Below are 13,188 nucleotides of genomic sequence, written 5' to 3'. Positions count from 1 at the left end.
ATTCAAAGGAGGAAGCAGCAAATGAAAAAAGCAAAGATGATAACAACGAGAGAGTATATGATGAAATTTATATACCAAATAGACATAAATAAAGAGGATTTAGAAGATATAAACTCTAAATTAGATGATTTTTTAAATAATAACTTTGAATATATAAAGAACAGATATGAGGAATTAAAATTACAATTTTCAGATGAAGCTAATGTTGAATTAAGTGAAACTAAGTTAGATGAAATAATAGATATAAATTATGCTAATGAAGTAGCTCAAAATATAAAAGAACATAAAGATCATATAGATGAATTAATAAACAAATATGCTAAAAATTGGACTATAAATAGAATGGCTAAAGTAGATTTAGCTATACTTAGACTTGCAGTATGTGAAATACTATACGTTTCAAATGTACCTACTAAAGTTTCTATAAACGAAGCAATAGAGATATCTAAACTTTACTGTGATGATAAATCTCCTAAATTTATAAATGGTATATTAGGAAGTATAGCAAGTGAATCTTCACAAAAATAAAAATATAATAATAGGAATAGATACTAGCTGCTATACGACTTCTATAGCAGCTATATCTTTAGATAAGAATATAGTATTTAATAAAAAGATAATGCTAAAGGTAGGTAAAGAATGTAAGGGTCTTAGACAAAGTGAAATGGTATTTCAACATGTGAATAATTTAGGTAGTTTAAGTGAGAAAATAGAAAAATTAATGACTCAATATAATGTAGTTGCTATATGTGCATCAGAAAAACCACGACCAGTTAAAGATTCATATATGCCTGCATTTACAGTTGGATATAACTTTGCAAAGCTATTTAGTAGTATGAATAATATAAGCCTATACAAAACAACACATCAAGAAAATCATATATATGCTAGTTTACATACTAATGAATTAAAGAATAATAAATTTATATCTGTTCATATGTCAGGAGGAACAACCGAAATACTATTAGTTGAAAATGTTAAAAATGATTTAAAAATAGAAATAGTAGGAGGTAGTAAAGATATAAGTTTTGGCCAGCTTATTGATAGACTTGGTGTTGAGTTAGGATATGATTTTCCATGTGGAAAAAATATAGATGAAAATGCTTTAGATTGTAAAGAAAATATAAAAGTAGGGCTTAAAACATCTGTGAAAGATGGATATATGAATTTATCTGGAATTGAAAATCAGGTAAATAAATATGCAAAAGAGTATGATGAAATCTATTTATCAAAGTTATTAATGGACTCAATAGTTAGAAGTTTATATAAATCACTTAAATATATATGCAACAAATATAATATAAATGAAGTAGTATTTGCAGGTGGTGTAGCATCGAGTAAATATATAAGAAAGAATCTAAATGAAAAGTTATATAAAGATAAAATAAAATGTTATTTTACAGAAAGTGAGTATAGTACTGATAATGCAGTTGGGTGTGCAAAGATAGGATTAAATAAATTTATAGGAGAATAGAGATGAAATTAAGAGCTTTAGATGTCAGTGAAGTTAATTCATATATAAAAAGAATCTTAAGTAATGATGCTATTTTATTTAACCTAAAAGTAAAAGGTGAAATTTCAAACTTTAAAATTCATAGTAGTAAGAATGTATATTTAACGCTAAAAGATAGTTCATCTAAAATAAATTGTGTAATATTTAAAAATAATTACGATGAAAGTCTAAAATTAGAAGATGGAGTTAAAGTAATTGCTAATGGATATATATCCGTTTATGAAAGAGATGGGTCATATCAATTATATATAGATTCGATAGAAATTGATGGATTAGGAAATTTATATTTAGAGTTTAATAAGTTAAAAGAAAAATTAAGCAAAGAAGGTTTATTTGATATTAAATATAAAAAACCTATACCAATGATTCCTAAAAATATAGGAGTAGTTACATCTGATACTGGAGCTGTAATAAAAGACATAATAAATGTAATAAAACGTAGATATCCTAAAGTTAATATAAAATTGTATCCTGTATCTGTTCAAGGAAAAAAATCATCAATAGAGATATGTGAAGGAATTAAATTTTTTAATAATGCTAATAATGTAGATACAATAATAATTGGCAGAGGCGGAGGTTCTATAGAAGAATTGTGGTCTTTTAATGAAGAAATAGTAGCTAGGGAAATTTTCAACTCTGATATACCTATAATTTCAGCAGTTGGGCATGAAACTGACTTTACGATAGCAGATTTTGTTGCAGACATGAGAGCTCCAACACCATCTGCTGCTGCAGAAATAGCTACTCCAAAATTAGATGAATTGTTATATAAACTAGAAAATATAAAAAATAGAATGGATAATTCAATTGTAAACCAATCAAAATTGGATAAAAATAAATTAGATAGTACTTTTGATAAGATAAATACCATTGTTGGTTCTTATATAATAAGAGATAAAATTATACAAATAGATATAATATATGATAAAATAACTAATAAGATTAAAGATACAATAGATTTAAGAAAAAAAGATTTAAATACTAGTGCTACGGTACTTAATAGTTTAAGCCCATTATCAACTTTGGATAGAGGATATAGTATTTTACAAAAAAATAAAAAGTTAGTAAATAGTGTAGATGAATTAGATAAAAGAGATTTGATAGAAATTACTTTAAGAGACGGAAAAGTAGACTGTATTGTAGAAAAAATAAAATTTAAAGAGGTATAAAAATGAATTTATCTTATGAAGAGGCATATAAAAATTTAGAAGATATTTTGCTTAAGTTAGAATCAGGAAATACTAGTTTAGATGAATCGCTTAGCTTATATGAAGAGGGAATAAAGCTTTATAGACATTGTAATAAATTGTTAGAGGAAGCTACTCTAAAAATAAATAAATTCGATAAAGATGGTAAGGAGATACCTTTTAGCATAGAGGAGGAATAGCTATGAATTTTAAGGATGAGTTAAAAAGTAGAGTTAATAATGTAGAAATATTATTAAATGAATATATGCCAAAGGAAGAAGGATATCAAAAAACTATATTTGAAGCTATGAATTATAGTTTAAGTGCAGGTGGAAAAAGATTAAGACCAATTCTTACATTAGAAGCTTGTAAATTAGTTGGGGGAAATGAAAAAGATGCAATACCATTTGCGGCAGCGATAGAAATGATACATACATATTCACTTATACATGATGATTTACCAGCACTTGATAATGATGATTTAAGAAGAGGAAGAAAGACAAATCACAAAGTATATGGGGAAGCAATGGCTATACTTGCAGGAGATGGGCTTTTAAATTATGCTTATGAAATAATGCTTAAAGAATCTATAAGAAAAGATGATTCAAATAAATATTTAAAAGCGATAAATGAAATTGCCAAAGCATCAGGCATATATGGAATGATAGGTGGACAAGTTGTTGATATTGAAAGTGAAGGAAAGTCAATATCTATGGATAAATTAGATTTTATACATATGAATAAGACAGCAGCAATAATAATTGGATGTATGAGAGCTGGTGCTATAATAGGTGGGGCTAGTGAAATTCAATTAGAGAATATAACTAAATATGCAAAAAACATAGGATTATCATTCCAAATAGTAGATGATATATTAGACGTAGTTGGAGATGAAGCTAAACTTGGCAAAAAAGTGGGTAGTGATATAGATAATGAAAAATCTACATATCCATCATTAATAGGACTTGATAAATCTAAAGAAATTGCAAAAAATTTAATAGAAGAAGCTAAGTTAAGTATTAGTAATATTGATAAAGATAGTGAATTTTTAAATTCATTAGCAGATTATATAGTGGATAGAGAGTATTAAGGAGGAAAAATGAGCTTTATTTCAGAAATTTTTAGCAACAAAGTATTGGGGATAAGTATGTTTGCTTGTTTTTTAGCACAATTTTTTAAAGTGTTTACTGGAGAGGAAAAAAGAATACAAATATCTAGGATTTTTACTTCAGGAGGCATGCCAAGTTCTCATAGTTCTTTTGTAACTTCGCTATCTACTTTAGTTGGTATGGATTTTGGGTTTGATTCAATTGAATTTGCAGTAGTTGCTGTATTTTCTATGATAATAATGTATGATGCATCTGGAGTTAGACGTGCAGTTGGAAAACAAGCAGTTATATTAAATAAAATAGTAGATGACTTACATCATAAAAAACATATAGAACATAAAAGGTTAAAGGAGTTAGTAGGTCATACTCCCATAGAAGTTTTCTTTGGAGCTATTTTAGGAATTATTACAGCCTTAATATTTAGTTAATATTTGTTAAGGTAAAACTAATTAGATAAAGGTGAGAAACAATGTATAATTATTTAGATAATGTAAATTCTCCTAAAGATATAAAAAATATGAACACTAAAGAGTTAGATTTATTAGCTAAAGATATCAGAAAATTTTTAGTTAGATCAGTTTCAAACACAGGAGGACATTTAGCATCAAACTTAGGTGTTGTAGAACTTACACTAGCTTTACATAAAGTATTTGATAGTCCTAAGGACAAATTTATATGGGATGTAGGGCATCAAGCTTATGTTCACAAAATACTAACTGGAAGAAAAGATCAATTTAATACATTAAGACAATTTAATGGGTTAAGTGGATTTCCAAAGGAGAGTGAAAGTGAACATGATACATTTGATACAGGTCACAGTAGTACATCTATTTCTGTAGGAACTGGGATTGCTTGTGCTAGAGATATAAAAGGAGAAGATTTCTCCGTTGTATCTATAATTGGAGATGGATCTATAACAGGAGGTATGGCTTTAGAAGCGCTCAATCATTTAGGATATATAAATACCAATATGATAGTTATTCTTAATGATAATGAAATGTCTATAGATGAAAATGTTGGAGGAATGTCTAAACATTTATCTTCAATAATCAAAAATTCTACCGTAAATAAGATTAAAGACGAGGTCGAAAAAATATTGAATGTGGCACCTGGAGGAAATATAATATCTAAAACAGCAAGTAAAGTAAAAGATAGTATAAAAGGTAAATTCTCTTTACAAGAATGTGCTCTTTTTGATTCCTTAGGAGTAAATTATTTAGGACCAATTGATGGACATAATATAGACGAAATAATAAAAGCTTTAGAAAAAGCTAAAATGCAGGATGGACCTATATTATTACATGTTATAACTAAAAAAGGTAAAGGCTATAAGTTTGCAGAGGAAAAACCACATAAATATCATGGTGTTTCTAAGTTTGATATAAAAACAGGACTAAAACCATCATCAACAAAAAGCATATCAGCTGTTGTAGGTGATAAACTAGTTGATTTAGCAACTAAAGATGATAAGGTAGTAGCTATAACTGCTGCAATGCCATCAGGAACAGGTCTTAATAAATTTAGTGAAGTATATCCTAATAGATATTATGATGTTGGTATAGCAGAACAACATGCTGTAACTTTTAGTTGTGGCTTAGCCAAAGCTGGAATGAAACCATATTTTGCTGTATATTCATCATTTTTACAAAGAGCCTATGACCAAATAATTCATGATATGGCTATAACTAAAAAAGATGTTAAATTACTTATAGATAGAGCAGGACTTGTAGGTAATGATGGAGAAACTCATCATGGAATATTTGATTTAAGTTATTTAAATAGTATTCCTAACATGGTTGTTATGGCTCCTAAAGATACTAAAGAACTTGAATTAATGATGGATTTATCTTTAGATATAAAAGGGCCTATGGCAATTAGATATCCAAGAGGAAATAGCTACTTTGTTGATAGAGGAAGTTATAAACCTATAAAACTTGGCGAATATGAGATATTAAATCAAGGGAAGGATGTACTTATATTAGCTATAGGAAATATGGTCAAACAAGCTATAGATGCTATAGATATATTAAATGAAAAAAATATAAATCCAACACTTGTAAATGCAAGATTTTTAAAACCAATAGATGAAAATTTAATAAGTGAATTATTAAAAAATCATAAGTATGTTGTAACAGTAGAAGATAATGTTATTACAGGTGGATTTGGAAGTAGAATAAATAAATTTTTAATAGATAATAAATTTGACAATAATATTGTTAATATGGGTATAGATGATGAGTTTATTCATCATGGAGATGTTAATACTTTATATAAACAATGTAAAATCTCATCTGAATGTATTGCTGAAAAAGTTGAGAGTTTGTTAAGATAGAAAGGTAACTTATATGAAAAAAAGAATAGACATATTACTTGTAGAGCAAGGATTTTTCGAAAGCAGAGAAAGAGCTAAAAAAGCTATCATGGCTGGATTAGTTTTTGTAGATAATCAAAGATGTGATAAGGCTGGGTCTGAATTTAAGGAAGAGTGTAATATAGAGGTTAAGGGTAATCCTATACCTTATGTTAGTAGAGGTGGATTAAAGTTAGAAAAAGCTATGAAAAACTTTGATATAACTTTAGAAAATAAAGTGTGCTTAGATATAGGAGCATCAACAGGAGGATTTACTGATTGTATGCTTCAAAACGGAGCGAAAAAAGTATTTTCAATAGATGTTGGATATGGGCAACTAGCGTGGAAACTTAGACAAGATGAAAGAGTTGTCTGCATGGAAAGAACTAATATAAGACACGTAACTATAGAAGATACTAAAGAGTTTGGACAATTTGCATCTATAGATGTATCATTTATATCTCTTAAATTAGTTTTACCAAAAGCAAAAGAGCTATTAGAACCTAATGGACAAATTGTAGCTTTAATAAAGCCTCAATTTGAAGCAGGAAGAGAAAAGGTAGGAAAAAAAGGTGTTGTTAGAGAAAAGTCTACGCATATAGAAGTTATAGAAAAAATATCTAATTTTGCAGTAGAATCAGGATTTGAAATATTAGGATTAGATTACTCACCTATAAAAGGTCCAGAAGGTAATATTGAATATCTAATACATTTAAAAAATTCCAATGAAGGATATGAATACAACAAAGAAGAATTTAAGCTGACTATAGATAAGGTTGTAGATAATTCTCATAATTTAATGTAATAAAAGAGGGGGATTTAGATTGATCCTTGAATTATATATGAAAAATTGTGCCTTAGTAGATGAATTAAGGTTACACATAGATAAAAATTTAAACATACTAACAGGAGAAACAGGTTCAGGAAAATCTATAATTATAGGTGCCCTGGGCCTATGTTTAGGTGGAAAATACGATAGGTCTTTTTTAAGAAAAGGAACAGAAAAAGGGTTAGTAGAAGCAGTATTTGATATAAATAACAATAAGTTAAAAGAAAAGTTATTAGAAAATGGAATAGATATAGAAGAAGATAACCAAATAATAATAAGTAGAGAAATATTTGATGATGGAAAGAGTGTATCTAGAATAAATGGAAGAAGTGTAAAAGTATCTTTTTTAAGAGAGATATCTACATATTTAATAGATATACATGGACAGCATCAAAATCAAGTTTTATTCGATAAAGATACACATATAGATTTTTTAGATTTATTTGGAGAAGAAAATTTATTTGAATATAAAAATGAATATGAAAGCATATTTAATGAATATAATGAGATTAAAAAAGCTTTAAATTTATTAACAGAAAATAAAGATGATATGCAAATTCAAAGAGAAATAGATTTAATTAAATTTCAAATAAATGAAATTGAATCAGCTAACTTAAGTAGTAATGAATATGAAGATTTATTAAAACAAAGAGAAGTATACAGAAATAGTGAAAAAATATATACAAACTTAAATAATGCATACTCAAATTTATACGATGGAAGTATAAATTCTGTAGATCTTATATCTAAATCACTAGGAGATTTAAGTTCTATAGCCAAGTATGATGATAGATTAAATGAATATAATGAAACAATAGAAAGAATAATGTATGAACTTCAAGATATATCTAGAGATATTAGAAGTTATAAAGACAGTATAGATTTTTCTCCATATGAATTAGATCAAATAGAACAAAGAGTAGATGAAATAAACACATTAAGAAGAAAGTATGGAGATACTATAGATGAAATTTTAATGTACAAAAATAAAATTTCTACTAGATTAGATGAAATACTTAATAGAGATGAAAAGGTTGAAAAATTAAAATCAAAACTTCAGGATATAGAAGTAGTATTAAAATCTAAGGCAGACAAACTAACTGAAAAAAGAAAAGATGTAGCTAAGGACCTCCAAGAAAAATTACTATATGAACTTAAAAGTTTAAATATGAAAAATATAGTATTTGAAGTTGCTTTTAATAAAAGTAATTTTAATTTAAAAGGTCAAGATGATATAGAATTTATGATTTCTTTTAACTTAGGAGAAGACATTAAGCCTATATACAAAGTAGCTTCTGGAGGAGAAATGTCAAGATTTATGTTAGCTTTTAAAACTATACTAGCTGATATAGATGAGATAGACACTTTGGTATTTGATGAAATAGATACAGGTATAAGTGGAATAGCAGCACAAATTGTAGGAGAAAAATTATCGGTTATAGCTAAGAAAAAGCAAATACTTTGTATAACTCATCTTCCTCAAATTGCTGCTAATGCAGACACTCATTATTGTATAGAGAAAAAGACCTCTACAGATAGAACATTTACTGTAATAAGTAGATTAAATGATGAAGAACGAAAAAATGAAATAGCTAGACTTATAGCTGGAAGTAATATAACTGAAAAAACAATGGAACATGCTAGTGAAATAATAGAGCTTGCTAAAAAGGTACCTAATTAGGTACCTTTTTTATTTTATATTTGTGATGGATAAAAAAATAGAAAAATTGAAACTATATGTATATGAATATATTAGAAGGGACATGGAATAGAAAATGAAAAAATTTTATTTATTATCAATTATAACTATATCTATGTTTATATTAGGGATAGCAAGAGTAAATAGTAGTGAAAAAAAAGAAGTTAAGCATTTAATTCCATTAGGTAATATTGTAGGTATAAGAGCTAACACAGATGGAATATTGGTTTTGGAAAATGAGGAAGATTATATAGATGGAATAAAATCAGGTGACAACATTGTTAGTATAGAAGGAAAACGGGTGTACAGCAGCAAGGATGTAAAAAAAATTATAAATCACTGTAATAAAGATTTCGTAGATGTTTTAGTAGATAGAGATGGCGATTACATACAAAAAGAGGTTAAGTTAAAAAAAAATGGAAATGAATATAAATTAGGATTATGGATTAGAGATAAAATTTCTGGAATAGGTACTATGACATTTTACAATCCTGAAGATAATACGTTTTCAGCTATAGGACATGCGATAAAAGATATAGATACTAATGAGTTGATAAAGGTTAAAAACGGAAACATATATAATGCTAAAGATATAGAAATTATAAAGGGAGATGATGGATGTGTTGGGCAAATAAAGGCTAATTTTAATGTTGATAAATCTATAGGTAATTTTAATAATAATGATGATTTTGGTATAAATGGAAAATTAACGACATATGATAATGGTGGAAAACATAAAATATTAGAAGTAAGTGATAAAAAGGATGTGAGAGCTGGTCCAGCTAGTATATTATTTCAAAATAAAGATGGAATAATAGAAGAATATAAGGTAGTAATAAAAAAAATAAATAATAAAGACAGAAAATATGGTAAGGATATGATAGTTGAGATAGTAGATGATAGACTAATAGATTATACTGGAGGAATAATCCAGGGTATGAGTGGAGCACCTATAATACAAAATAATAAAATAATCGGTGCACTAACACATGTTTTTCTAGATAACTCTAAAATAGGATATGGAATTTTTATAGATAAGATGATAATATAATTATATGTATAAAAATAAAATAAGTAGAAGGATTATAAATATTAAATGTCGAATAAGTTAATTAGTGAAAAATAAAGATAATATTTTTAATAAATTATAAATTCTATGGGGGGAAAAATAATGAACGAAAAAATAAAGATAGTTTTAGCTGATGATAATAGGGACTTTTGTCAAGTATTAAAAGAGTATTTATCTAATGAAGATGATATAGAAATATTAGGGATTGCAAAAGATGGTATTGAAGCATTAGATTTAGTTTCTAGAACACAACCAGATGTATTAGTTTTAGATGTTATAATGCCACATCTTGATGGATTAGGGGTAATAGAAAAATTAAATTCTATGAACTTAGACAAAATGCCTAAGATCATAGTTTTATCTGCAGTAGGTCAAGATAAAATAACTCAAAGTGCAATTAATTTAGGAGCAGATTATTATATAGTTAAACCTTTTGATTTCGTAATATTTATAAATAGAATAAGAGGTTTAGTTTCAAATAAAAATACAGTTGTAGAGTCTAAATCTAGGGGTAATATGGATATAAAAATGACTAAGACTGATTTTGTAAAAAATGTAGGCAATATAGAAACTGAAATTACTAATATAATACATGAAATAGGGGTTCCAGCGCATATAAAGGGTTACTTATATTTAAGAGAAGCTATAAAGATGGTTATAGATAATGTAGAATTATTAGGAGCTGTTACAAAAGAGTTATACCCAAGTATAGCTAAGAAGTTTAACACTACACCAAGTAGAGTTGAAAGAGCTATAAGACACGCTATAGAAGTTGCTTGGAGCAGAGGTAAGGTTGATACTATAAATCAATTATTTGGATATACAGTACACAATACTAAAGGAAAGCCAACTAATTCAGAGTTTATAGCTATGATAGCTGACAAATTAAGATTAGAACACAGTATGGTTAAGTAATAGATAAAATAAAGTCTTCAATAAAATGAAGGCTTTATTTTTTTATCTAAATGTATAAAATATATAATAGTTAATTTAGTAGAGGTGAGAATATGAAATTACAAATACCAAAAGATGTAGAATACATAATTAATAAAATATATGATAATGGATATGAGGCTTTTATTGTTGGAGGGTGTGTAAGAGATTCTATAATAGGATTAAAACCTAATGATTACGATATAACTACTAGTGCAAAACCAAATGAAATTATGAATATATTTAAAAATGAAAAAATAATTGAAACTGGAATTAAACATGGAACTGTTACTTTAATAAAAAATGATATTGAGTATGAAATTACAACGTACAGGATAGATGGAGAATATAATGATAATAGAAGACCAGATTTTGTAGAATTTACAAATGACATAAATAAAGATTTACAAAGAAGGGATTTTACAATAAATGCTATAGCATATAACCATAGAATTGGTATAGTTGATACCTTTGATGGAATAGGTGATATTCGTAAAAAGATAATAAAAACAGTTGGAAAAGCTGATGAGAGGTTTAATGAAGATGGATTAAGAATAATAAGAGCTGTTAGATTTAGCTGTAAATTAGGATTTGATATAGAAAAAGATACATTAACAAGTATTTATAAAAATATAAATTTAATAAAAAATGTAAGTATTGAAAGAATACAAAATGAATTTAATAAAATACTACTTAGTGATAGTCCTGAAAATTTATATATACTTTATCAAGTAGGAATGTTTGATGTTTTAAAATTTAATAGTGTGAAAATAAATAAAAATGAATTAAAATATATAAAAAAATCAAAAAAAGATTTAATTATAAGATTATCTATATTTACATACATAACAGGAGATAGTGAAGAAAGCAAAAATATACTCAATATATTTAGATATTCAAATAAAATTAAAAAACAATGTAGTATTATATTAGATAATTTAGACAACAAAATAATAGCTGATAAAGTATGCATAAAATTATATTTAAATAAGATTGGTAAGGAAAATTTAAGTTATTTATTATATATTAAAAAAATTCTTAAAAAAAAATTTATTAATGAAGATTATGACGAGATTTATGAAATTATAAATGACATAGAACGAAATAAAGAGTGTTATTCTCTAGATAAACTGGCTATAGATGGAAGTGATTTAAGAGCTTTAGGGTATGCTGGAAAAGATATAGGACAAAAACTTGACTACTTATTAAAAAATGTTATAGAAAATCCAAAAGTTAACAATAAAATAGATTTAATTAGTATTATTAGGGACGTATAAGTCTATTGACCAATTTTAATTATTTAAATTGTTATAAAATAATGCTATAATGTAATGTGATTTCAAAAACGAAAAGTGGAGGTTTTAAGTATGAGAGTCGAAGCCCCTATTAAGGTAGACAGAAAAACTAAAAGGCTTGCAAAGCGACTTACTGGCGGAGAAATAGCAGTTATAAATCATAAAGACATAGATGAAGTTGCTGCTAATTCATTAGTAGAAGGAAAGATAAAACTTGTTATAAATGCAGCCCAGTCTATAAGTGGAAGATACCCAAACAAAGGACCTGGTATACTTGTAGATAAAAATATACTTATTGTAGATAATGTAGGAGAAGAGTTATTCAACAATCTACAAGAAGGCCAAGTAATAGAGGTTATAGATGGTAAAATCTATAGAGATGGTGAATTATTAGGCCAAGGGGAAGTATTAGATAAAAATGAAGTTGATAACAAGATAAAATTAGCATATGAAAATTTATCTGTAGAATTAGATAGATTTATAGATAATACTATAGATTATGCTAAAAAAGAAAAAGGATTTATACTTGGTGAAGTTGAAATACCAAAGGTAAACACAAACTATAAGAATAAACATGTATTAATCGTTGTAAGAGGCCAGGATTATAAACAAGATTTAAGCACAATAATATCTTACATAGAAGAAATGAAGCCTATATTAGTCGGTGTAGATGGTGGGGCTGATGCTCTTTTAGAATTTGGATATACTCCAGATGTAATAGTAGGAGATATGGATAGTGTAAGTGATGAGGCTTTAAAAAAGACAAAAGAAATAGTTGTGCATGCATATACGGATGGTAGAGCTCCGGGGCTTAAAAGAGTTCAAGACTTAGGATTAGATGCTATAGTTTTCCCTGCGCCAGGAACTAGTGAAGATATAGCTATGCTTACAGCTTATGAATATAAAGCTGAACTAATAGTAGCTGTAGGTACTCATTCTAATATGATAGATTTCTTAGAAAAAGGAAGACCTGGTATGGCTAGTACATTTTTAGTTAGACTTAAGATAGGTTCTAAACTTATAGATGCAAAAGGTGTAAATTTATTATATAGAAGCAAATTAAAATTAAAGTATATATGGGCATTAATAGCTACAGCATTATTCCCAGTAATAATACTTGCTTCGATTTTACCAAGTGTTCAGCAGTTTATGCATTTGATGGAATTAAAAATTAAATTATTATTACAGATGTAATTAGTTGAGG

The 13,188-nt window shown here is 26.9% G+C and carries 13 protein-coding genes; all 13 read left to right on the top strand.

What is annotated here, in order from left to right; all coding sequences use genetic code 11:
- The first annotated feature begins 21 nt into the window (after positions 1-21).
- The 13 genes from nusB to steA all read left to right on the top strand — a co-directional run bounded on the left by nusB (position 22) and on the right by steA (position 13,178).
- Complete coding sequence (gene nusB, locus H8891_RS08945) at positions 22-528, top strand: transcription antitermination factor NusB (protein WP_187006172.1); 507 nt, start codon at positions 22-24, stop codon at positions 526-528.
- Positions 509-1,474: a hypothetical protein gene (locus tag H8891_RS08940; RefSeq protein WP_330604961.1), complete on the top strand. Its 966-nt coding sequence runs from the start codon at positions 509-511 to the stop codon at positions 1,472-1,474. Before nusB ends, H8891_RS08940 begins: the two co-directional genes overlap by 20 nt.
- 2 nt (positions 1,475-1,476) lie before the next feature.
- A complete protein-coding gene (gene xseA / locus H8891_RS08935; RefSeq protein ID WP_187006171.1) occupies positions 1,477-2,682 on the top strand; it encodes an exodeoxyribonuclease VII large subunit in 1,206 nt (401 codons plus the stop codon).
- 2 nt (positions 2,683-2,684) lie between these two features.
- Entirely contained in the window at positions 2,685-2,900 is a 216-nt protein-coding gene (xseB, locus tag H8891_RS08930) for an exodeoxyribonuclease VII small subunit (protein WP_187006170.1), read from the top strand.
- Positions 2,901-2,902: 2 nt separating this feature from the next.
- Positions 2,903-3,790, top strand: coding sequence for a polyprenyl synthetase family protein (locus tag H8891_RS08925; protein WP_187006169.1), 888 nt, complete (start codon positions 2,903-2,905; stop codon positions 3,788-3,790).
- A 9-nt stretch (positions 3,791-3,799) separates the two neighbouring features.
- A complete protein-coding gene (locus H8891_RS08920; RefSeq protein ID WP_187006168.1) occupies positions 3,800-4,237 on the top strand; it encodes a divergent PAP2 family protein in 438 nt (145 codons plus the stop codon).
- A 41-nt stretch (positions 4,238-4,278) separates the two neighbouring features.
- The gene (dxs, locus tag H8891_RS08915) at positions 4,279-6,141 is read left to right on the top strand and encodes a 1-deoxy-D-xylulose-5-phosphate synthase (protein WP_187006167.1); all 1,863 of its coding nucleotides are present in this window, start codon (positions 4,279-4,281) and stop codon (positions 6,139-6,141) included.
- Positions 6,142-6,154: 13 nt separating this feature from the next.
- The gene (locus H8891_RS08910; RefSeq protein ID WP_147543230.1) at positions 6,155-6,964 is read left to right on the top strand and encodes a TlyA family RNA methyltransferase; all 810 of its coding nucleotides are present in this window, start codon (positions 6,155-6,157) and stop codon (positions 6,962-6,964) included.
- Between the two features lie 19 nt (positions 6,965-6,983).
- Entirely contained in the window at positions 6,984-8,669 is a 1,686-nt protein-coding gene (recN, locus tag H8891_RS08905) for a DNA repair protein RecN (RefSeq protein WP_187006166.1), read from the top strand.
- 94 nt (positions 8,670-8,763) lie between these two features.
- Positions 8,764-9,738: a SpoIVB peptidase S55 domain-containing protein gene (locus tag H8891_RS08900; protein WP_187006165.1), complete on the top strand. Its 975-nt coding sequence runs from the start codon at positions 8,764-8,766 to the stop codon at positions 9,736-9,738.
- Between the two features lie 120 nt (positions 9,739-9,858).
- Complete coding sequence (gene spo0A / locus H8891_RS08895) at positions 9,859-10,671, top strand: sporulation transcription factor Spo0A (protein WP_330594180.1); 813 nt, start codon at positions 9,859-9,861, stop codon at positions 10,669-10,671.
- Between the two features lie 92 nt (positions 10,672-10,763).
- Positions 10,764-11,966, top strand: a complete 1,203-nt coding sequence (locus H8891_RS08890; RefSeq protein ID WP_187006164.1) for a CCA tRNA nucleotidyltransferase — start codon at positions 10,764-10,766, stop codon at positions 11,964-11,966.
- A 90-nt stretch (positions 11,967-12,056) separates the two neighbouring features.
- On the top strand, positions 12,057-13,178 hold the full coding sequence (gene steA, locus H8891_RS08885) for a putative cytokinetic ring protein SteA (RefSeq protein WP_147543235.1): 1,122 nt from the start codon (positions 12,057-12,059) through the stop codon (positions 13,176-13,178).
- Positions 13,179-13,188: the final 10 nt, after the last annotated feature.

It is taken from the genome of Paeniclostridium hominis, assembly GCF_014306135.1.
GTDB classification, from domain to species: Bacteria; Bacillota; Clostridia; order Peptostreptococcales; family Peptostreptococcaceae; genus Paraclostridium; species Paraclostridium hominis.
The sequence above is the reverse complement of the archived record's forward strand: the minus strand, read 5'-3'. Positions and strand labels throughout refer to the sequence as shown.